The organism is Citrobacter sp. MGH110 (genome assembly GCF_001037515.1).
Classification (GTDB): domain Bacteria; phylum Pseudomonadota; class Gammaproteobacteria; order Enterobacterales; family Enterobacteriaceae; genus Citrobacter; species Citrobacter portucalensis.
The window spans coordinates 475,155-497,937 of the sequence record NZ_KQ089831.1; the positions used below are offsets into that span (position 1 = coordinate 475,155).

Genomic DNA, 22,783 nt, shown 5'->3' on the forward strand with positions numbered 1-22,783 from the left:
TATCCCATGCAAAAAGTTGTCCTCGCGACCGGCAATGCCGGTAAAGTGCGTGAACTCGCCTCTCTTCTGAGTGATTTCGGTCTTGATGTTGTTGCCCAAACGGATCTGGGTGTTGATTCTGCAGACGAGACCGGGCTGACGTTTATTGAGAACGCCATTCTGAAGGCGCGTCATGCTGCGCAAATTACCGGCTTACCGGCCATAGCTGATGACTCAGGTCTGGCAGTAAATGCCCTTGGCGGCGCGCCGGGTATCTATTCAGCCCGCTATTCCGGCGAAGATGCGACCGATCAGCAGAACCTGGAAAAACTGCTTCACACCCTGCAGGATATTCCTGATGACAAGCGCCAGGCGCAGTTCCACTGCGTACTGGTGTATATGCGCCATGCAGACGATCCAACGCCTGTTGTTTGCCACGGAAGCTGGCCGGGCGTGATTACCCGCGAACCTGCCGGAAACGGTGGTTTTGGCTACGACCCGATCTTCTTTGTGCCGTCTGAAGGGAAAACCGCAGCCGAACTGACCCGTGAAGAAAAGAGTGCAATTTCTCACCGCGGACAGGCGCTAAAGCTGCTGCTGGATGCCCTGCGTAATGGTTAAGCTTCCACCGCTAAGTCTTTATATTCACATCCCGTGGTGCGTGCAGAAATGCCCGTACTGCGACTTCAACTCGCATGCGCTAAAGGGCGAAGTCCCTCATGACGACTATGTGCAGCATCTGCTGAGCGATCTGGATACTGAGGTGGCCCACGCCCAGGGACGTGAAGTAAAGACGATTTTTATCGGTGGTGGCACGCCGAGCCTGCTTTCTGGCCCGGCGATGCAAACGCTGCTCGACGGCGTGCGAGCACGGCTGAATCTGGCCGAAGATGCAGAAATCACGATGGAGGCGAATCCCGGGACGGTGGAGGCCGATCGCTTTGTGGATTATCAACGCGCTGGCGTCAACCGTATCTCGATTGGCGTACAGAGCTTTAGCTCCACCAAACTCGAACGTCTGGGACGTATTCACGGGCCGGAAGAAGCTAAGCGTGCAGCACACCTGGCGAGCGGTCTGGGGCTACGCAGCTTTAACCTCGACCTGATGCATGGTTTACCGGATCAGACGCTGGAAGAAGCTTTGGGCGATTTACAGCAGGCCATCGCGCTCAACCCGCCACATCTTTCCTGGTATCAGTTGACCATCGAACCCAACACGCTGTTCGGTTCCCGACCGCCGGTTTTACCGGACGATGACGCGCTGTGGGATATTTTTGAGCAAGGCCACCAGCTACTGACCGCCGCGGGATATCAGCAGTACGAAACCTCAGCCTACGCCAGACCGGGTTATCAGTGTCAGCACAACCTTAACTACTGGCGTTTTGGCGACTATCTTGGCATTGGCTGCGGCGCACACGGTAAGATCACATTCCCTGACGGACGCATCCTGCGCACCACCAAAACACGGCATCCACGTGGGTATATGCAAGGGCGTTATCTCGAAAGCCAGCGCGATGTCGCCGAAGCCGATAAGCCGTTCGAGTTCTTCATGAATCGTTTCCGGCTGCTGGAAGCCGCGCCTCGCGCGGAGTTTACGCAATATACCGGTCTTACCGAAGACGTTATTCGTCGACAGATCGATGAGGCTATTTCCCAGGGCTACCTGAGTGAATGCGATGAGTACTGGCAGATTACCCAACACGGTAAGCTGTTCTTGAATTCGCTGCTGGAGCTGTTTCTGGCGGAGTGATGGCTGGTGAACGTAGGCCTGATAAGCGTAGCGCCATCAGGAAAATTGCCGGATGGCGGCTGCGTCTTATCCGGCCTACAGGGTTAGGGCGGTAAGCGCAGCCACCTTCATCGATTAATACTGATTAAACATTTCCTGGATCTGCTTAGGATCCTTGGTTTGAGTCAGCGCAAGCTGCAGCAGAACACGTGCTTTTTGCGGGTTCAGGGAACCTGAAGCCACAAATCCGTATTTTGCATCATCAACTTCTGCATCCTGTGTAGTGGCGCCCGTTGGTACACGGGATGAACGCACTACAACGGTACCTTTATGCGCGGCGGTTGCCAGCGTATCGAAAATGGTTTTATACAGGTTACCGTTACCTACACCCGCACTGACGATCCCGGCGTAACCCGCATCCACCAGCGCTTTTGCCGGCAGATCAGAGGCGTTAGCGTAGTTATAAACAATTCCAACCTTCGGCAGCTCGGTCAGCTTAGACACATCGAACGGAGTAGACGTGGTGTGCTTACGCGCAGGCGTACGCTGGTAGTCGATTTTACCGTTATGGATGTAACCCAGCGGGCCGTAGTTAACGGATTTGAAGGTAGCGACGTCGGTAGTGTTGGTTTTAGTCACGTCACGACCATCCATAACGGTGTCGTTCATCACCACCAGCACTCCGCGGTTGGCAGAGGCTTTGTCTGCGGCAGTTACTACCGCGTTATACAAGTTGAACGGGCCATCAGCGCTCATACCCGTAGACGGACGCATTGCACCGACCAGCACCACCGGCTTGTTGCACTTGACGGTCAGGTCGAGGAAATAGGCGGTTTCTTCCATGGTATCCGTACCATGTGTTACCACGAAGCCGTCGGTTTTATCGCACTCGGTATTAATCTTTTTCGCCAGCGTTAACCAGACTTCGTCATTCATATCCTGGGAGCCGATATTCACCACCTGCTCGCCTTTAACGACAGCGATATCTTTCAATTGAGGTACGGCCTCAACCAGATTTTCTACGCCAACCTTGCCTGCCGTGTAGTTAGATTTTGTCGCGGAATCACCACCGCCGGCAATCGTTCCGCCAGTAGCTAAAATGGTGATATTTGGCAGTGCAAGCGCCGCGCCGCTGAAACCCATAACCAGTGCGGCAAGTGCCGTTTTCTTGAAAAACTCCATGTTATTTCTCCAGTTACTTGAATTTGCAGCATTATGTCTATCCTACAGATGAATAATGTGACGAGTTCCAATTAACCAGATTTATATCTCCACCAAATTGCCGTTCTTAGAGATGGATATCAAAAAAACAGAAATATACAAAATAAAACGGCACAGAATGTTTCTGTGCCGTTAATAAGAGGTGAAGATTATTTCAGAGTGCTAACCAGCGTTTTACGATCGTTTTCCAGCGTCACAACGCGGGAACAGACATCTTTGCCAAACTGCTGGAAGTCTTGTTCCTGATTCTTCCATTCGTTCTGAATTGAGGTCTGCAAACCACCGAGGCTTCCGAGTACGCCCTGCAGTGGATTACCACCGCCTTTGAGCACGGCTTTCGCCCCCATTTCGTTGATGCTGTCCTGCAAAATGCCGCCCATCGCCTGATTCACCAGCTGTTGTCCGTCCGCGCGGACCTGATCAATCGCCTTATAATGGAAAGTCAGGCCATCAGTTCGATGCTCGATGATGCGGTTCATCTGCTCTTTCAATTGCGCATCCAGCTTGGTTAAGCGGCCACGCATGTTGCTGCTTTCACCGACCTCTTTGGCGATGATTTTGTCCAGCGCCACGCGACCTTTCTCTACGCGCGCTCTGGCACCTTCGTCGATCCACGGCAGGCTGCTACGCAACGCCGCCTGATAATCTTTGGCCTGCTCACGCTGTGCGGCATTCAGGTTGTACTGTTTACCGTTGAAGGTGACATCACCAGCCTGGGTAATAACCAGGTCGCCATTCTCGCCCTTCACCTGCACCGTTTGTGGGCTCAAAATCACATCGTCACGCGGGGTGACGCTGCACTGGTAATCTGCATGTGCGGCCATCGCCGTGAACGTTAGGACTGCCGCCAGCAGCGTTTTGCGCATCATATCTTTCCCTCAATACAAATCGGGCCGGCATTTGCCGACCCTGTGCTACTTAGTCCCACCAAATATCGAAAAGTTCGCTGGTACGCACTTCTTCGAGTTTGTGCTCTTCCAGCCACTTACGCACGATTGCCTGGTGTTCTTCGGTGCATTTGCCGATTTCCTGCAGACAGATCAGACCTTCCCAGGCCAGATAGCCGCTGCCGTCAAAAGCCAGCTTGTTCGGTTCGATGACTTCATTGATAAAGTCATCAACGATTTGATCGACCTGCTCTCCAGATGTACCTTCCGGGAAACGCCATGCAACCGAAAATCCTACTTCCTGGAATTCTTCGATGTGCATCTTTTTACGCAGACGACGGCTACGGTTCTTTGCCATTATTTCACCCTCTCGAACATTAAGTCCCATACGCCGTGGCCAAGACGATGACCACGTTGTTCAAATTTGGTTACCGGGCGCGATTCCGGGCGCGGTACATAATCGTTACTCTCTGACTGGTTTTTATACCCGTCAATCGAGGACATCACTTCAAGCATGTGCTCCGCATACGCTTCCCAGTCGGTCGCCATATGGAACACGCCGCCCAGCTTCAGCTTACTTAAGATATGCTCAGCAAACGGTACCTGAACGATACGGCGTTTATTATGACGTGCTTTATGCCACGGGTCAGGGAAAAACAGCTGAACCATAGATAAAGAATTGTCAGGAATCATTTTATGCAGGACTTCAACGGCATCATGGCACATGACGCGCAGGTTCTCGACACCCTCTTCATGGGCTGAAGCCAGACACGCACCAACGCCCGGTGAGTGAACCTCAATGCCGAGGAAATTCTGTTCCGGACGCGCTTTCGCCATTGCAACCAGCGACGCTCCCATACCAAAACCGATTTCCAGCGTGACTGGCGCGTTACGGCCAAACAGTTCTGCGAAATCTACAGGCTCTTCGCTGAACTCAACGCCCATCACCGGCCAGTAGTTTTCCAGCGCGTGTTCCTGCCCTTTCGTCAGTCGCCCCTGGCGACGAACAAAACTACGAATCCGGCGCAGAGGGCGGCCGTTTTCATCAAATTCCGGTGAAATGACGTCGTTCTTCATAAAAGTTTAGTCTGCTGTGTTTGAGTTCTGAAAACGGGCATTATCCAAAGTTAGTTGCCGGATGCAAGTAAAGGAAGAAAGTGAGCAGCGGAAAGTTCCGGTTTACACCCCGTTGCCGCTGTGCTGCAATCTTGCCCCCGGCAATAATGAAACGGTAATCATGCAAGCGTCTCAATTTTCGGCTCAGGTTTTGAGCTGGTACGACAAATACGGGCGGAAAACGCTGCCCTGGCAAATTGACAAGACGCCTTACAAAGTATGGCTCTCTGAGGTAATGCTGCAACAAACTCAGGTTGCGACCGTTATCCCCTATTTTGAGCGCTTTATGGCGCGCTTCCCAACGGTAACGGATTTGGCCCATGCGCCGCTGGATGAAGTTCTGCATTTGTGGACCGGGCTGGGTTATTACGCCCGTGCGCGTAATCTGCATAAAGCCGCGCAGCAGGTTGTGACGCTGCATAGCGGTATATTTCCGCAAACCTTTGATGAAGTAGCCGCCCTACCTGGCGTCGGACGTTCAACCGCAGGCGCGATCCTTTCTCTCTCTCTGGGTCAGCATTTTCCGATTCTCGACGGTAACGTCAAACGCGTGCTGGCTCGCTGTTATGCTGTAAGCGGCTGGCCGGGTAAAAAAGAGGTCGAAAAGAAGCTGTGGGAGCTGAGCGAGCAAGTTACGCCAGCCCAGGGTGTTGAGCGTTTTAATCAGGCGATGATGGATTTAGGCGCCATGGTCTGTACGCGCTCAAAACCTAAATGTTCCCTGTGTCCGTTGGAAAATGGCTGTGTGGCGAGCGCCAATGCAAGTTGGGCGCTGTATCCCGGTAAAAAGCCCAAACAGACGTTACCGGAACGAACGGGCTATTTTTTACTGATGCAGCATGATGACGAAGTGCTGCTCTCACAGCGACCGCCCAGCGGCTTATGGGGTGGCTTATACTGTTTTCCGCAGTTTGACGACGAAGATGGACTGCGCAACTGGCTGGCGCAACGACAAATTAACGCAGATAATCTGACCCAACTTAATGCGTTTCGCCATACCTTTAGCCATTTCCACTTAGATATTGTGCCTATGTGGCTTCCCGTGTCTTCATTCACCTCATGCATGGATGAAGGCAGCGCGCTCTGGTATAACTTAGCGCAACCGCCGTCGGTCGGACTGGCGGCCCCCGTGGAGCGTTTGTTACAGCAATTACGTGCCGGTACACACGTTTAACGTACCGGACGATAAAGAGGACTTTTTATGAGCAGAACGATTTTTTGCACTTTCCTGCAACGCGAAGCAGAAGGCCAGGATTTTCAGCTGTACCCGGGCGATCTGGGAAAACGCATTTATAACGAGATTTCTAAAGAAGCATGGGCGCAATGGCAGCATAAACAGACCATGCTGATTAACGAGAAAAAACTCAATATGATGAACGTCGAACACCGTAAGTTACTGGAACAGGAGATGATTAACTTCCTGTTTGAAGGTAAGGATGTGCATATTGAAGGCTATACGCCAGAATCATAAGAACCGTTGCCGGATGGCGCTGCGCTTATCCGGCCTACGTTTTAATCTGGTCCTTGCAAACAACAAACACAACACGCACTCCCGGAATGATGAAAAAATTTCTCGCGCTTGCCGTTATTGCGCCGTTGCTCATCTCCTGTTCCAGTTCGACCAAAAAAGGCGATTCCTATAACGAAGCCTGGGTCAAGGATACCAACGGTTTTGATATTCTGATGGGGCAATTTGCCCATAATATTGAGAATTTGTGGGGATTTAAGGAAGTGCTGATTGCGGGTCCGAAGGACTACGTAAAGTATACCGATCAGTATCAAACCCGCAGCCACATCAACTTTGATGACGGTACAATAACCGTCGAGACCATTGCCGGGACAGATCCCGCCGGACACCTGCGTCGGGCGATTATCAAGACATTGCTGATGGGCGATGATCCGGGTTCTATCGACCTCTATTCCGATGTCGACGACATTAAGATTTCCAAAGAACCATTCCTGTACGGACAGGTGGTTGATAATACCGGCCAGCCCATTCGTTGGGAGGGGCGTGCCACCAACTTTGCCAACTACCTGCTGCAAACACGACTTAAAAGCCGCAGCAATGGCCTGCGTATCATCTATAGCGTGACGATCAATCTGGTGCCGAACCACCTTGATAAGCGCGCGCATAAATACGTCGGTATGGTGCGTCAGGCTTCACGTAAGTACGGCGTCGACGAGTCGCTGATTCTGGCTATCATGCAAACCGAATCCTCGTTTAACCCGTATGCGGTGAGCCATGCCGATGCGCTGGGACTGATGCAGGTGGTACAGCACAGCGCCGGGAAAGATGTGTTCCGCTCGCAAGGGCGCTCAGGCACACCAAGCCGTAGCTTCTTGTTTGACCCGGCCAGCAACATTGATACCGGTACGGCCTATCTGGCAATGCTCAACAATGTCTATTTGGGCGGTATCGATAATCCGACCTCACGTCGCTATGCGGTAATCACCGCGTATAACGGCGGCGCGGGCAGCGTGCTACGCGTGTTCTCGAACGATAAAATTCAGGCCGCGAATATCATTAACAGCATGTCTCCAGGTGACGTTTATCAAACGCTGACCACCCGACATCCCTCTGCTGAATCACGCCGATACCTTTACAAGGTCAATTCCGCACAAAAATCCTATCGACGCCGCTAATGTATTCCTCTTCAGCCCCCTAAAACGGGGGCCTGAAGCACCAAAAATGTTAACTCCATCACTCTTTTGCTTTGCAATCAGAAATTGTTTGCAAATATTTGTCACAGGTAACAAAAAAAGAGTGCCTCTCATTGATAGAATCACATCATATAGCCACGGCAAATGTGCCTTTTAAAACATTCATCCGCATTACGGTGTGAGGAAATTAACATGAATCTTAAGCTGCAGCTGAAAGTTCTCTCGTTTCTGCAGTTCTGCTTATGGGGTAGTTGGCTCACTACCCTCGGCTCCTATATGTTTGTCACCCTTAAATTCGATGGTGCATCCATTGGCGCGGTGTATAGCTCGCTGGGGATCGCCGCCGTGTTTATGCCAACGCTGTTAGGGATCGTGGCCGATAAATGGATCAGTGCGAAGTGGGTTTACGCCCTTTGCCACCTGGTCGGCGCAGGAACGCTGTTTGCCGCAGCCGAAGTCACCACGCCAGGGGCCATGTTCTTTGTGATCCTGCTTAACTCCCTGGCCTATATGCCAACACTGGGGCTAATCAACACCATCTCCTACTATCGCCTGCAATCTGCCGGGATGGATATCGTTACCGACTTCCCGCCAATTCGTATCTGGGGCACCATCGGCTTTATTCTGGCGATGTGGGCCGTGAGCTTCTCCGGCTTTGAACTGAGCCATATGCAGCTTTATATCGGTGCGACATTGTCCCTGGTACTGGTACTGTTCACCCTGACGCTGCCGCATATTCCGGTTGCCAATCAGCAGAAAAACCAGAGCTGGACATCAATGCTCGGTCTGGATGCTTTCGCGCTGTTTAAAAACAAGCGTATGGCGATTTTCTTCATCTTCTCAATGATGCTGGGCGCAGAGCTGCAGATTACCAATATGTTTGGTAACACCTTCCTGCACAGCTTCGATAACAACCCACTGTTCTCCGGTAGCTTTATCGTGGAACACGCATCGGTGATGATGTCGATTTCACAGATTTCCGAGACGCTGTTTATCCTGACCATCCCGTTCTTCTTAAGCCGTTACGGTATTAAGAACGTGATGCTTATCAGTATTGTGGCGTGGATGCTGCGCTTCGGCCTGTTTGCCTACGGCGATCCAACGCCGTTCGGTACCGTGCTGCTGGTTCTGTCGATGATTGTTTACGGCTGCGCCTTCGACTTCTTCAACATCTCTGGTTCTGTGTTCGTGGAGAAAGAAGTACGCCCTGAAATCCGCGCCAGCGCACAGGGTATGTTCCTGATGATGACCAACGGCTTCGGTTGTATTCTGGGCGGACTGGTGAGCGGTAAAGTCGTTGAACACTATACGCTGAACGGTATTACCGACTGGCAGACCGTGTGGTTGATCTTCGCAGGTTACTCGCTGGTTCTGGCTTTTGCCTTCGTTGCGCTGTTTAAATACAAACACGTACGCGTTCCAGCAGGCACACAGACTATCGCGCACTAACGTTTACGCAGAGAAAAGCGGGTTACCAAAAGGTAACCCGCTTTTTTTGCGCTTACTTCACCACATATCCATACAGACGCTTAATACCGTCTGCATCCGTTTCACTGTAAACACCTTGCAGCTCCGGCGAGAAGCCTGGCAGCAGGTTTACGCCCTCTTCCAGCGCCAGAAAATATTGCTGTACCGCCCCACCCCATACTTCGCCCGGTACCACGCACAGCACGCCCGGAGGATAAGGCAGCGCACCTTCCGCCGCAATGCGGCCAGCTGCTTCACTAATCCGCACCAGTTCAACATCACCACGGATAAAAGCGCTGTTCGCATCCTGTGGGTTCATCGCCACGGCAGGTAAACTTTCCTGACGGAACATCGCTTTTTGCAGATCTTTCACATCAAAGCTGACGTACAGTGAGTGCATCTCCTGGCACAGTTCACGCAGGGTGTAATCCCGATAGCGTACCGGATACTTATTGAAGATGGTGGGCAGCACATCTGCCAGCGGCGTATCGTCTTCAATATGCTGCTCAAACTGCGCCAGCATCGCCACCAGTTGCGCCAGTTTCTCTGCGCTTTCTGCCGGGGTCAGCAGGAACAGAATCGAGTTAAGGTCGCATTTCTCCGGCACGATGCCGTTTTCACGCAGGTAATGCGCCAGAATCGTCGCCGGAATACCAAACTCGGTATATTGCCCGGTTTGTGCGTCAATGCCCGGAGTGGTTAACAGCAGTTTGCAAGGATCGACGAAATACTGGTCGCGCGCGTAACCGGAAAAACCATGCCATTTAGCACCTGGTTCGAAGCTAAAGAAGCGACGCTCGCTGGCAATCACCTGCGTCGGATAGCTTTCCCACGGTTTGCCATCGACTACCGGGGGAACAAACGGCCGAATCATCTTACAGCGGGTAAGTATCGCTTTACGGGCCTCAATGCCCAGCGTCACACACTCCGCCCACAGCCGACGACCGCTCTCGCCTTCATGGATTTTGGCGTTAATGTCCAGCGCCGCAAACAGCGGGTAAAACGGACTGGTAGAAGCATGCAGCATAAATGCATTATTCAGACGCTTATGCGGGCAGAACCGCGCCTGACCGCGAATATGGTTATCCTTTTTGTGGATCTGCGAGGTTTGCGAGAATCCGGCCTGCTGTTTGTGTACCGACTGGGTGACAAAGATCCCCGGATCGTTAGCATCGAGATCCAACAGCAGCGGTGACCCATCGGCCATCATCGGAATAAATTGCTCGTAACCGACCCATGCAGAGTCAAACAGGATGTAATCACACAGATGACCGATCTTGTCGATCACCTGCCGGGCATTGTAGATCGTACCGTCATAGGTGCCGAGCTGAATGATCGCCAGACGGAACGGGCGCGGTTGATCGGCCTTTTGCGGCGCAACCTCGCGAAGTTGCTGGCGCAGATACTCCTCATCAAAGCAGTGCTCGTCAATACCGCCAATAAAGCCAAACGGATTACGCGCCGCTTCCAGATACACCGGCGTCGCACCCGCCTGGATCAGCGCACCGTGGTGGTTCGACTTATGGTTATTACGGTCAAACAGCACCAGATCGCCGCGCGTCAGCAGCGCATTGGTTACTACTTTATTGGCCGCAGAAGTCCCGTTCAGCACAAAGTAGGTTTTATCCGCGTGGAAAACTTTCGCGGCAAATTTCTGCGCATGTTTCGCCGAGCCTTCATGAATCAGCAGATCGCCAAGCTTAACGTCGGCGTTGCACATATCCGCGCGAAACAGATTCTCGCCAAAGAACTCGTAGAAATGGCGCCCCGCGGGATGCTTTTTAAAGAACTCACCGTGTTGATGTCCTGGGCAGGCAAATGTGCTGTTCCCCATCTCGACATACTGAGTCAATGTGTCATAGAACGGCGGCAGCAAATCTTCTTCATACTGACAGGCAGCAGACTCCAGCTCCAGCCAGTCCTGCGCCTGACCGCGAATGACCGCATTCACACCCATCGGCAGATCAACATCCGACTCTGCGAACAGAAACACGGGTATATGAAAACCGGTGCGTTTCAGCAAAGCAAGGATCCCGCTGCGGCTATCCGCAACGGTAATGACGACTGCCGCAACGTCAGTAAAATCAGTACTGTCCAGCGACACCACCTGACGATGGCTGGACAGACGAGAAACCAGTTCTCCACTGGCGGCAATTTTCATTGATTTCATAAGCGCAATAACCCGTTTCGGGAAAATCAAAAGTCCCGGACAAAGCCACATTGCTTTGCCCACGAAATGACAGGTCAAACTGGTTACCAGCCCCGACCGCCAGACATCAGTAAAAGCAGATAGCCTCTGATTTTACTGTTATCCTGCAGTGAGCGTGCGCTGCCCTCACCGCATGGTGGGAGCGTAAGGATAAGTCGCAGGAAGGGGCAAACATCGCGCAAAAAGGCGATGTTGAAGGCGATGTAGGGGGAGTAATATCATCCCAGGCAGCCCCATTCAGACAGGAGAAAATTCGCGCAATCATGGCACCTTTCACTTTCAGGCGCAAGATAAAATCCGGAGCCTGAACCTCACAGATAAACAAGCATTTCGTCTGCCAATCGCGGCATAATAATGCAATCTGAAAACATATTTTACCCAGAGAATTGCCTTTAGCATCAAGACGATAATGGGTATGCAGGAGCAAACGTGGTAATTGGACCCTTTATTAATGCTGGCGCCATTTTATTTGGTGGTGTTCTCGGCGCACTACTCAGCCAGCATTTACCGGAACGCATTCGTGCCTCCATGACCTCCATATTCGGACTGTGCTCTTTGGGGATTGGTATTTTGCTGGTTATCAAGTGCGCTAACCTACCGGTGATGGTCCTGGCTACGTTGGTCGGTGCATTAATTGGCGAGTTCTGTTATCTGGAAAAAGGGATCAATACCGCGGTTGCCAAAGCGCAGCAGCTTTTCACCCGGTCGGATGCCAACACCACGCACGAATCCTTCATCCAGAGCTATGTGGCCATCATCGTGCTATTTTGCGCCAGTGGTACTGGGATCTTCGGGGCGATACATGAAGGGATGACCGGCGACCCGAATATTTTAATCGCCAAATCGTTTCTTGATTTCTTCACGGCCATCATCTTCGCCTGTTCATTAGGAATCGCGGTATCTGCCATTTGTGTACCAATGCTGGCAATCCAGCTAACGCTTGCCACTTGCGCAGCACTTATTTTGCCCCTGACGACGCCAGCCATGATGGCCGATTTCAGCGCCGTAGGTGGACTGCTGTTGTTGGCAACCGGTTTACGTATTTGTGGAATCAAAATGTTTGCGGTTGTGAATATGCTTCCTGCCCTTCTGCTGGCAATGCCGCTTTCCGCCGCGTGGACGGCATTTTTTGCCTGAGAATGCGTGCAATAGCAACAATGTGGTGATAGATTGTGCAGTCTGCGTTGATTTGAAGAAATTTCGTTGACGAAACGAAGCGAATCGGTTTTAATGCGCCTCGTTGCCCGGATAGCTCAGTCGGTAGAGCAGGGGATTGAAAATCCCCGTGTCCTTGGTTCGATTCCGAGTCCGGGCACCACTATTTAGAAGAACCCGCCTATGGCGGGTTTTTTGCTTTTGGCGAAACGGACTCTTCATCGAACTTTGCCAACTGCTCACCTCCAATTCGTCTACTCTTATACACAAATTAGATTGGCAGAAGTCGCGCGTAAGCTGCTGGCATCTACCTTTCTCGGCAACACTCAAGAGCATGGGCGAATCCAGGACGTTGAGACACACCGCCCCCCCACCTGTATACCCGAAATCTTAAAATCTGATCCGAAGGAGGCGCTTCTTGTCTTACTCTGATGTTGTATATTCCAGAGTTTTCATCATTTATTTCCGGCTTAAATTCATTCAGGAGAACAAACCAATATTAGTGCTAAGGCAATAATATAGTTTCGCTCCCGAATATTGCATCCCCCTAAAAACTCTTCGTACTGTTATAATTCTCCCAATAATACTGCCAGCCAGCCCCACACGGATAAACTGTACTCTGCAATAGGATTGCATATATTTAAATAATACATACAAAACCATCAATTATTATTTAACCGAATGTTTTAATAAACAGCAACTCTCTTTTTAGGTCTTTATTTCATGTGTATAATTCAGTTTGAGTTTTCAGATAAATAATTGCAGGAAACACCTGACGCCATTGAGGATGCAAATATGAATTCCAGGTCAGCAGTATTTTTATGTACAGCAGTATTTCTGCTAGCTGGCTGCGCGCCACACTCTCCTATTGATGTAAAGAAAGCAGGGGCACGGACAGAGAACGGCGTAAGTAAGACTGCTTCAGCACAGAAACTGACGGACAAGGATATTTTTGGCAATGAAACTACGCTGGCGGTGTCCGAAGAGGAGATCCAGGCTGCGCTGGAAGGGAATGTATTTCGCGTACCTCTGAGTTCGCCTGTTATTCTGGTACAGTCCGGTAGCCGAGCACCGGAAGCCATCATGCAGCAGGAAATGAGTCGATATTATACCGTCGCAACCTTCTCCGGTATCCCGGACAGGCAAAAGACCGTGACTTGTAATAAAGATAAAAATAAAGACGAGAGCCAGGATATTGCTGTTGTAGAAAACATGAACTGGATGCAGGCTCTGCGTTATGTCGCCGCGAAAGGTCATCAGAAAGCAATCATCGTTTATCAGGATACATTGCAGTCAGGCAAATATGACGCTGCGACAAAAAGCATAGTCTGGTCAGATTATAAAAATGAAAAACTAATCGACAATACATCACTACGTTATCTGGTGCGTTTCACTCTAGTGGACGTGGCAACAGGTGAATGGGCTACCTGGTCGCCGGTCAATTATGAAGATAAAGTACTACTACCGCTGTCAGGGAAAAAAAATGCCGCAGACATAGCGACTGAACAACAGATTTCGCAGCTTAAGCAAAAAGCCTATGCATCAATGGTTAAAGACCTGGTGAACCGTTACCAGTAATCCGTCCTGGCTACCATTATTGACTTGTAGCGGCGCGTCAGCGAATCCGACGTGCCTGCTGCCCCTGGCGGGCTGGAGCAGCAGGGCAAGATTACGCCCCCGCCAGCCCTATCGGGTCCTGCGTGATATGCCTTCCCTACCCCGGATTGTAATACCGGTGCCGGTTGTAATACAGCGCCGACTCCTCATCATACTGCTGCCCCGGCAGCCGTATCGCCTGCTCCAGCTGTGCCGGGTTCTCCTCGCCCGACAGGTTTCCCCACTCATCATACTCCCCACGCCACGCCACCGTGTTGTCCGGGGTAATTAGCGCAAGCGGCAGACCCCGATGGTCGCAGTGGTAAAGATGCACTTTCCTCTCCGGCTCATGGTGTGGATCCAGTGAACAGGTTCCCGCTTACCCACCCGGCGGCCCAGTGGGTCATACACATACCGCCCCTCCGCCTGCGTCTCGCCATACTGCGTGCGCACATAGTGGACCAGCCGGTGCTGGTTATCGTATTCGTATCGGTGCGTCCGCTCGTCATGCATCCGGATAACCCTCTCCGGGATGCGGTCCATTTTTTCCGTCATCCTCCCGTAACGGTCATAGCGACACAGGTACTGTGCATCTTCCGTGATGCGGTTATCCGCCCATGCCTTTCTGCTGCTGCCAGGATAAAATTCGGGTCTGCCAGACGGTTTCCCGCCGGGTCGGTGGCATAGAGGAAGGTGATGTCCACAGGGCAAGATTACGAAACCCCGCACCCCGCAAGGACTGTAGCCAGATACCCTCTGTCCATTGCCGCTTTTCTCATCTTGCGACGCAGTCCCGCCTTGAACACCATTTCTTGCCGGAGAATATTTACTGCAATATGTCTTATCCCCGAAAATAATTCAGCAGCATTTCCTCTTCTTATTCGACTGTCATCTTCATTCATGGCTGTATCCAGACACCAGTGCAAACAGTTCTCGATCGACCAGTGATCCCTGACGGATCTCGCAAATTTCTCCGCTGTTAAATTCGCTGAACTTATATAATATCTTATCTGCATTTCCGACTCTTTCACTTGAGATGCTATTTCTTTACGGAAGGAAACAGCAACGCATAATTTCTTCAGCCCTTTCCATTCAAACGTAAAATCAATAAGTTCATCAGGAACATCACTTACAATATGTAAACGAGTTTCTTCTCTTCCATGACTTTTTTCAGTTGTTGAATAACTATCGTACTCAGGATTATTCAGTTCTTTAAGAGGGAATTTCTTTTCAAATGCTTTTTGTAATCGACCCTGATTTCCTTTCACTGCAAACAAGTAGTCACCATCCAGAGAAACTATCTTCTCTGCAATATCCTTTTGACAACCCATGGCATCAGTTGTGATTATTTTCTCCTTAATATCCAGCAAGTTAATCAACTCTGGAATAGCAGTAATTTCATTACTTTTCTCAGCGGTTTTTAGTTGTCCAAGAACGACACCATCCATTGTCGAAAATGCACTGATAACATGTATTGCCCCACGCCTACGGCTTTTATCATAAGATCCACGAAGCGTTTTACCGTCGATAGCAATAACACTACCATCTTCTGAAATATGGCAATCACACATCCAGTTAATAAAGCATTCATGAAATCTTTGAGGACTTATACAGGAAACAACACGTGCGATAGTATCATGAACAGGAATACCATGGTCAAAGTCACCATATTGCTTTAAAAAATCAAGATGCGTTTCGCCAAAATCTTCTATATCCTCCCAACCCTCAGCGCCAGAAATAACGGCACAGATCGTCAATAGAAGAATATCTGATAATTTATGCTCAACTTTCCATGATTGTCTGTAATCAGGAATAATTGATATGTGCGCCATTAATTTCTCGATATCCATGTTTTTCCTCCTTATTTTAAGGAGATATTTGATCATATATAATGTCAAAAAGACAGTTGCAGCGGGTAATGATTAGCTTAATTTTTAAACAAAAAATGCGGATTTGTTAGTACAAAAAACGTACTTTACGTGATCTTTCCCTGCTCTGAATACAGGCAGGTATGTGGTGGATTGTGCTCGGAAAGAAAATCCATAAGATCTTCCGCGACAGCACCATCAATAATAGCATAACGAACTGGAAGCATTATTATTCCTCATCCATTGGACAATGAGCCACAAACATGGTTCCTTCTCCTGCTGCAGCCTTCAAAATGGCCGGACGCATGGGCAGAATGACTTCACCCGGACTGCCACCTCCATTGAGGTTTATCTTCGGCCCGCTGACATCAACGCCGCCTGCATGTATCACGATAAAAGAACCGCCCACGCGCAGGCTGATTTTGCTGTCACTCTGTAAAACAATATCCCCCTGAACATTGATACCCATCGTACCCGCCACTTTTTGGGCCAAATCGTCTTTCACTTCTAAACCATAATTACCTTCCACCTGTAGTGGTCAAGTAATACTGGCCACTACAGTCTCCGGAAAAGGAGCAGATGCAGGCCGGACACTGCCGGAAGTGGCTGCAGTGGCGTAACCCGCCTGCGCCGCCTCCGCCCGCTGCACCTGCGTGGTCAGCACCCGGTACGGCGGCAGCGGTGCGGACAGTACCTCATCCACGCCCGGCACCCGCTCTGCCCACCCCAGTATCCACCACGGCCCCAGCGGGCTGTTCGTTGCCAGGTACGTGTTCGGGCTTAACCGGATATCTTCAGGCAGGGTCTGCCAGAGGCCATACAGCGGGTTGCTCCTGTCCGGCGTCAGCACCCCGCACCGCGCCAGCCAGAACGATTCGCTGCGGCTGTATGCCCATTCGCCCGGTGACAACGGTTCAAAGCGGATGCTCCGGCGGACCGTAGGTGATGCCGCCCGGACACACCGAACACGCCACGTCCGTCGGCGCACCTATCAGCACACCTGCTGAACCCTGGACGATTTTCCCGCCCTTCATGGTCATGTCGTCCTGACGCGCCGCTGGTTTTCCGCCCTTTTTTATATCTCTTTTTTTGTTTTCTTATCGATCAGTTATTCAGCCGGTCGCCGTTAATAATTTTGTTTCGGTTAAATTTTACATTATACCTTGCCAATTAGTTTATATTTAATCATCAGCTTTTAAAGTACATCACAAAGTAAAAAAAACATATTTATAGACCACAGTCCCCCCATTACAAACTAGTTCTAATTCGTTAGAAACAGCGTTACAGTTACAAACCAATTTAATTGCTATTGCATCTGTTTGGTTTTGTATTTCGCTATATACTCTCTTGATAGAATATCAGCCTCAACAAGTTCGTCTGATGTTAATCTATTTGCAATCTCGGCTTTTAGAACACCACTTTCTTTAAGCCCGTTATTATATGAAACAGAATACCATGCATACGCCTGCTTATTATCACAAGGAAGTTCCTTTTCTCCTTTAGAATAAATAAATGCAAGGTTAAATTGTGCCGGGGCATAGCCCTGAGCAGATGCTTTTTTTAGTAAATCTATTGCTTTTGATTTATCCACAGGAAGTCCACCCAAGCCACTATAGTAAAAAAACGCCAGAGCAGATTGAGCTTTTGAGAAATTTTGACTTGCTGATTTACTGTACCAAAAAGCAGCTTTCTCATAGTCCTTTTGAAGGAAAATACCTTTATTGTAGATATGACCTAAATAATACTGAGCTACTTTCTCTCCGCGTTTGGCAGCTATACGGTACCATTTCTCCGCTTGCTCATCATTACCCACCTCATCATATAATAAAGCAAGATTTGTTTGAGCCCCAATTATTCCAGAGTTTGCCGATTTATTGAGAAGAGAAAATGCTTTCTCATAATTTTTAGGCACACCCATCCCTTTTATATATAGCACAGCCAAGTTCCACTGTGCTTCTGGAAAATTTTTTTCTGCTGCCTTCTGATATAACTCAAAAGCCTTTTCGTAATTTTTTGGTACGCCCTGACCATTAGCATACAGGACACCAAGATTATATTGAGCCTCAGTCAGACCCTGGTTTGCCGCCAGCATGTACCAATATGCTGCTTCCTCATAGCTTTCAGGCACACCATTGCCAACTCGATAGCGTTCTGCAAGTTTAAATTGCTCAGCAGCACCTCCTTTACCTGCCAGGCTTTTCATCATTTGTATATCATCAGCAACTATTGTATCTGCTGATGCTCCTGTTACATCACGAATACAGCTCCCCCATAAAAAGAGCGCGGGCATGATGTATAGCCATATTTTCTTATTTTTTATTATCATCTTTTAATTTACCGACTAACTCACCTGCAAAAACATCAGTAACGGCATCCCCAAACTCATTCTCAGGAACATAAGGTAGTTTGCCTGTGCCTCCACCAACGACCTCTTCTACTCCTGTATTCGCAGCAGCATCCATACCAGCCTGGATATCAGCCCCCTGACTTAAAAACGACAATCCCATTTTCATTGCTGTTTTTTCCAAAAAACCTTTTCCAGCGCCAAAGGCTCCCCCTAAAGCACACAGCGTTAACTCGGATTTATCTGGGATTTTTTTATCATCCATATAGCTTGTTGTTGCAACTGCAGCGCATGAAGTGGCACTTTCAATTACGGTTTTTCCCCATGAAATTGTGCCCTTACTTAATGCTGATAAACTTGATGCTGGACCGGTAAGTATTGTTCCAATAATAACAGGCGTATCTATAGCCCAAAGTTTTACATAGTCAGCAGCAGGGTTCCATCCGCCTACTCCGCGAACATACTCTTCCCCCGCTTTAATTCTTTCTTCCGGTGATGACCCATGAGAGTTCAGATAATTATCTAAAGTATCAGCAGCAGAATTGTCATATTCAGAGAATATATCGCCCTCATCCAATCCCAGCGGGTCCACCCCCTGCACCGGATTCAGCGGGTACGCATACAGGTTCCAGCCACCGCGCAACCCTATCGGGTCCTGCGTGATGTAGCGACCCTGCTCCGGATTATAGTAACGGTGCCGGTTATAATACAGCCCCGTTTCCTCATCATACTGCTGGCCCGGCAGTCTCAGTAGCTGCTCAAGCTGTTGCGGGCTGTCTTCCTTCTGCCGGTTTCCCCACACATCGTACTCCGCGCTCCATTCCCGCCCCCCGTCGCTGTTTATCAGCGCCACTGGCAGCCCGCGGTGGTCGCAGTGGTAAAGATGGATTTTCCTTTCCGGCTCATGCCGTGGTTCCAGTTGCCCCGCCATCTGCTCCGCCGTCAGTCCGCACTGCGACAGCCACGCCCGGCTCTCCTCACTCACAGCGTTGCGCCTCAGCTCCCCCTCCAGACTGTCCAGTCGCCTCACCAGCTCCGCCGGGAACACCACGCCCGCGCCATCCTCGCTCCCTTCCGCCTGGAGCTTCTCCGCCAGGCTCCTCCGGCCACGGACCGTTGTTAGGGCAGCTGTCGCCGTCTCCACCCTGAGGAGCGGCGTAAAACCTCCCCCCTCATACACCGTCTGGATGCGGCTCCGCGCCGTCTGCGCCGTCACCAGCCTGTCCCCGCTCCACCCGTACCACGTCACCTCCGGAGTCTCCGGCATCGCACTGTAGTCTTGCGAGCTTCCCGAACTATAACGCTCACGCCGCCACACCTTTTTGCTCACCCGGCGTCCCGTCGCATCGTACACGTACCGGCTCTCTGTGATGCTCCGCCCGCTGTAGCCCTCCGTACACCGGTAGCGCACCAGACGGTTCTGACGGTCATAGCCGTAATGGTGCGTCCGCTCATCTCCGTTGCGTATCGCCCCTGCCGGGAGGCGCTCGCCCTTCTCCACCATGTTACCGTACCGGTCGTAACGGTACACGTACCGCCCGTCCTCCGTCACCCGGTTGTCCGCGAAGATGCCCGGCAGTCCGTTCGCCTCCCGGCGTGCCGCGCCCGCTTCCACCCGGTTTCCCGCCCCGTCCGTCTCATACGGAATGTCCACACTCACGTCTCTGGTCGTCAGGCCTGCTGCCGACAGCCTTCCCGCGCCGTCATAATCATAGCGCCAGATTTCCCCCGCGCCGTCGATACCCGTCAGGAATCCGGATTCGTCATGCCGGTATTCCCGGTTCAGCGCCGCCTCCGGCAGGTGCCGATACGCCACCTCCCCGCCCGCCGTGTAGCCCGTCTCCATCCGCCAGCCGCCGAACAGCCGCTCCGTCTCACGGTGCAGCCTGTCACGCGTGTACTCCACCAGCGGCTGGTTTCCCAGCTTCAGCCCCGCCAGGTGCCCGCTGCCGTATGTCAGCCACTCCGCCACCGGCAGGCCGTCATACGCCTCCCGTACCGCCAGCCCCTGATCGTTATAACCATGCCGCACGCTGTGCTCCCACAGCAGCGCTTTCGTTTCCCGGTTATGGACGGTCTGCCGCTCGCCGGTGAGACGGCCTTTATTATCGTAGCCGTAATGCACCGTCACCCGGTGGCCTTCGCTGACATGACTCAGTGCCGTCAGCCACCCGTGCTCGTCATACTGCCAGTTTTCAGCTTCCTGCCCGTTGACGGTGCGCTGCGTCAGCCGGTCCGACACATCGTAACGCCAGTGCGTGACAAGGTCTTCGTCCTCACTGCGCACCAGTCGCCCGCTCCGGTCGTAATCATACCGCTGTGTCCTGCCGTCGAAGCCACGCTGCTCCGTCACCCGGTTCAGCGCATCATAAACAAAGCACATCTGCGCGCCGTTCTCGTTCTCCAGCCACACCACACGCCCCGCCGCATCGTACCCCACCCGCCGCGTCAGTCCTCCTTCCGTCAGGCTGATGAGCCGCCCGCGCACGTCATATTCCGCCACGCGCCGCTGACCATCCGGACGGGTAACCGCCGTCAGGTCGCCTGCATCATTATATTCGTACCCCGTCTCCCGCCCCTGGCTGTCTTTCACTGACGACAGCCTGCCCCGGCTGTCGTAACCCCGGTAAACGCTGAGGCCTTCCTCATAATGCACTGCCGTCTGCTGCCCGTGACGGTTATAGTCGTACCGCGTCTCATAGCCCGAACAGTCCGTCCGCGACACCACCTCCTCGTTACGCCCGCGCCTTATCCGGCGGCTCCCGGTGCTGTCCCTCACCACCGACGGCTGGCTGTCATGGGCGCTGTCATACCCGTACTCCGTCGCCTTCCCTTCGCGCGACACCGTTTTCACCAGACGGCCCTGCCGGTCATATTCCCGCGTGCTGCGCCGTCCGTCCGGATAAACGGTTGTTATCAGTTGCTGCCGGTCATTATAACTGTACTTCGTCTTCCGCCCGTCCGGCCCCGTCACCGCCGTCAGCTTCCCTGTCGCCACATCCGGACTGTACGTCGTCTTCCTCCCCGCCGCGTCCGTCCTCCACTCCAGCCTTCCCGACGCATCATACCCGCTGCGGATAACGCTCCCGTCCGCCTGCTCCTTCATCACCACCCGCTTCAGGCCGCCCTCGCCCTCCGTGTGCAGCACTTCACGCCTCTCCAGGCTGTCCGTTACCGTTATTTTGTTTTTCTCATACGCGAACGCATAACCCAGCCCTTCCGGGTTGACCTGCTCCGTCACCCGCCCCGCTTCATCGTACCGGTAGCGGCTCGCCGGTCTTCCCGCGTAACGGTGCGCCGTAATCCTCCCCGGATGTCCGGCGTCATACTCAAAGCGCCTCACCTCCGCACCGCTGCGGTCATACACCGCCTCCAGCTCCCCGCGCGCCGTGTACCCGTAACGCACCAGCGGCTGTGATGGCAGCGCATCCGGATATGCCGGGTCTTCCACCAGCCACACCGCCGACAGCCTGATGCCACTGTCTTCCCCGTATGCCGTGGCGGGCAGGGTCTCCGGCCAGGAAGAGGGGGAGCGGGAAGAGGATGACCGGGGAGAAGATAAGGAAGATGAAGGTGGCTGAGAAAATGCAGAAGATAATGACGAAGAAGACGCTGACGCCGCCTGCGCCGCGCGCTGCTCCTGCGTTGTCAGCACCAACCGGTAGCGCCGTCCGGTGCCATCCGTCACCCCCGTCACCGCACCGTCGTACGCTCCGTCACGGTGGTACACCAGACGGCGGCCGTAACCGTCCACCACCCCCGTCAGCACCCGGTACGGCGGCAGCGGCGCAGGCAGCGCCTCATCCGCACCCGGCACCCGCTCAGGCCATCCCAGCACCCACCACGGTCCCTGCGGGCTGTTCGTCGCCAGATAGATATGCGGGCACAGCCGCACCGTCTCCGGCAGTGCGCCCCACACGGCCGACAGTGGATGGCTGTTGTGCTGCGACTCCGCCCCACCTCGCGCCAGCCAGAATGACTCACTGCGGCTATACTGTATCTCCCCCGGTGCCAGAGGCTCAAAATGCACGCTCCGGCCACCATTGTCGTTCAGTATCAGCCCGTCGCTGCGCAGCTGTAACTGCAGATCTGACGGCAGCTTCCAGCCCGGTCCGCACAGCCCCACCGGCGCGGGCGTCCGGGTCCGGTAGCTGCTGTAGGCGCGGGAAAGTACGAACGGCAACGAGCCAGGCAGCGCGATATCGATCTCGCCAGGCAGTACCTTCGCCCCCAGCAACGGGTTCACCGGATTGCCGTAGTTCCCGCTTCCGCCCGCGTCACTGCCGGGCACCTTCCCCTCCGGACATACCGAACAGGCCCCCCCCGTCGGCGCGCCTATCAGTACCCCCGCTGAACCCTGGACTATCGGGCCGCCCACCTGGGTCATGTCGCCCTGACGCGCCGCTGGTTTTCCGCTCATCTTTATTTCTTCCTTTAATGTGTATTCAACTGTACCCGCCATCTCACTGGCGGATCAGTTTCCAGGGGATATCCCCTCAGATATTCCACACAAAATTAATCACACAGCATCGGTTGTTTTTGCTGTTACCC

17 protein-coding genes, 1 tRNA gene and 2 pseudogenes are annotated in these 22,783 nt (G+C 52.4%); 9 read left to right on the plus strand and 11 right to left on the minus strand.

The annotated features are described in order from the left end of the window. The first annotated feature begins 6 nt into the window (after positions 1 to 6). Together SK38_RS18325 and hemW are read left to right on the plus strand one after the other, a co-directional pair. Positions 7 to 600 (plus strand): XTP/dITP diphosphatase, encoded by a 594-nt coding sequence (locus SK38_RS18325; RefSeq protein ID WP_048236734.1) that lies wholly within the window; start codon positions 7 to 9, stop codon positions 598 to 600. Next, positions 593 to 1,729, plus strand: a complete 1,137-nt coding sequence (gene hemW / locus SK38_RS18330) for a radical SAM family heme chaperone HemW (protein ID WP_048236736.1) — start codon at positions 593 to 595, stop codon at positions 1,727 to 1,729. The genes SK38_RS18325 and hemW overlap by 8 nt, the downstream gene beginning before the upstream one ends. Before the next feature lie 114 nt (positions 1,730 to 1,843). Here the strand turns inward: hemW and ansB are convergent, their stop codons facing one another. The 4 genes from ansB to trmB all read right to left on the minus strand — a co-directional run bounded on the left by ansB (position 1,844) and on the right by trmB (position 4,893). Then, positions 1,844 to 2,890, minus strand: a complete 1,047-nt coding sequence (gene ansB, locus SK38_RS18335) for an L-asparaginase 2 (RefSeq protein WP_003027108.1) — start codon at positions 2,888 to 2,890, stop codon at positions 1,844 to 1,846. 188 nt (positions 2,891 to 3,078) lie between these two features. Further along, the gene (locus tag SK38_RS18340) at positions 3,079 to 3,798 is read right to left on the minus strand and encodes a YggN family protein (protein ID WP_003825409.1); all 720 of its coding nucleotides are present in this window, start codon (positions 3,796 to 3,798) and stop codon (positions 3,079 to 3,081) included. A 49-nt stretch (positions 3,799 to 3,847) separates the two neighbouring features. Beyond that, positions 3,848 to 4,174: a YggL family protein gene (locus SK38_RS18345; protein ID WP_003027115.1), complete on the minus strand. Its 327-nt coding sequence runs from the start codon at positions 4,172 to 4,174 to the stop codon at positions 3,848 to 3,850. Continuing rightward, a complete protein-coding gene (gene trmB / locus SK38_RS18350; RefSeq protein WP_048236737.1) occupies positions 4,174 to 4,893 on the minus strand; it encodes a tRNA (guanosine(46)-N7)-methyltransferase TrmB in 720 nt (239 codons plus the stop codon). The genes SK38_RS18345 and trmB overlap by 1 nt, the downstream gene beginning before the upstream one ends. Positions 4,894 to 5,053: 160 nt before the next feature. On the opposite strand from trmB, the gene mutY reads away from it, so the two are divergent. The 4 genes from mutY to SK38_RS18370 all read left to right on the plus strand — a co-directional run bounded on the left by mutY (position 5,054) and on the right by SK38_RS18370 (position 9,042). Beyond that, positions 5,054 to 6,106: an A/G-specific adenine glycosylase gene (gene mutY, locus SK38_RS18355; RefSeq protein WP_048236908.1), complete on the plus strand. Its 1,053-nt coding sequence runs from the start codon at positions 5,054 to 5,056 to the stop codon at positions 6,104 to 6,106. 27 nt (positions 6,107 to 6,133) lie between these two features. Then, positions 6,134 to 6,403, plus strand: a complete 270-nt coding sequence (locus tag SK38_RS18360; protein WP_003027126.1) for an oxidative damage protection protein — start codon at positions 6,134 to 6,136, stop codon at positions 6,401 to 6,403. Positions 6,404 to 6,489: 86 nt separating this feature from the next. After that, positions 6,490 to 7,575 carry a membrane-bound lytic murein transglycosylase MltC gene (gene mltC / locus SK38_RS18365; RefSeq protein WP_008785777.1) on the plus strand — a complete coding sequence of 362 codons (1,086 nt, stop codon included), beginning with the start codon at positions 6,490 to 6,492 and terminating at the stop codon, positions 7,573 to 7,575. A gap of 210 nt (positions 7,576 to 7,785) precedes the next feature. Next, positions 7,786 to 9,042, plus strand: coding sequence for a nucleoside permease (locus SK38_RS18370; protein ID WP_008785778.1), 1,257 nt, complete (start codon positions 7,786 to 7,788; stop codon positions 9,040 to 9,042). A 52-nt stretch (positions 9,043 to 9,094) separates the two neighbouring features. On the opposite strand, the gene SK38_RS18375 is transcribed toward SK38_RS18370, so the two are convergent. Next, a complete protein-coding gene (locus SK38_RS18375; RefSeq protein WP_048236909.1) occupies positions 9,095 to 11,230 on the minus strand; it encodes an ornithine decarboxylase in 2,136 nt (711 codons plus the stop codon). 468 nt (positions 11,231 to 11,698) lie between these two features. Here SK38_RS18375 and SK38_RS18380 point away from each other — a divergent pair, with 468 nt between their 5' ends. From SK38_RS18380 to SK38_RS18395, 3 genes are all read left to right on the plus strand, one after another. Then, positions 11,699 to 12,406, plus strand: coding sequence for a DUF554 domain-containing protein (locus tag SK38_RS18380; RefSeq protein WP_003825390.1), 708 nt, complete (start codon positions 11,699 to 11,701; stop codon positions 12,404 to 12,406). Positions 12,407 to 12,511: 105 nt separating this feature from the next. Beyond that, positions 12,512 to 12,587 (plus strand) — tRNA-Phe (locus SK38_RS18385). Positions 12,588 to 13,219: 632 nt separating this feature from the next. After that, positions 13,220 to 14,002: a lipoprotein YafT gene (locus SK38_RS18395; RefSeq protein ID WP_048236740.1), complete on the plus strand. Its 783-nt coding sequence runs from the start codon at positions 13,220 to 13,222 to the stop codon at positions 14,000 to 14,002. Positions 14,003 to 14,141: 139 nt separating this feature from the next. Here SK38_RS18395 and SK38_RS24795 read toward each other — a convergent pair. The 6 genes and pseudogenes from SK38_RS24795 to SK38_RS18425 form a co-directional block, all read right to left on the minus strand. Beyond that, a pseudogene (locus SK38_RS24795) lies at positions 14,142 to 14,724 on the minus strand (RHS domain-containing protein); the annotation flags it as partial. 9 nt (positions 14,725 to 14,733) lie between these two features. After that, a complete protein-coding gene (locus SK38_RS18405) occupies positions 14,734 to 15,870 on the minus strand; it encodes an ISAs1 family transposase (protein ID WP_048236741.1) in 1,137 nt (378 codons plus the stop codon). A gap of 247 nt (positions 15,871 to 16,117) precedes the next feature. Then, positions 16,118 to 16,417 carry a hypothetical protein gene (locus SK38_RS18410; protein WP_053069350.1) on the minus strand — a complete coding sequence of 100 codons (300 nt, stop codon included), beginning with the start codon at positions 16,415 to 16,417 and terminating at the stop codon, positions 16,118 to 16,120. A gap of 57 nt (positions 16,418 to 16,474) precedes the next feature. After that, a pseudogene (locus tag SK38_RS24800) lies at positions 16,475 to 16,928 on the minus strand (hypothetical protein); the annotation flags it as partial. A gap of 266 nt (positions 16,929 to 17,194) precedes the next feature. Further along, on the minus strand, positions 17,195 to 18,178 hold the full coding sequence (locus SK38_RS18420) for an SEL1-like repeat protein (protein WP_231587329.1): 984 nt from the start codon (positions 18,176 to 18,178) through the stop codon (positions 17,195 to 17,197). Positions 18,179 to 18,197: 19 nt separating this feature from the next. Then, complete coding sequence (locus SK38_RS18425; protein WP_048236743.1) at positions 18,198 to 22,652, minus strand: RHS repeat-associated core domain-containing protein; 4,455 nt, start codon at positions 22,650 to 22,652, stop codon at positions 18,198 to 18,200. Between the last annotated feature and the right edge of the window lie 131 nt (positions 22,653 to 22,783).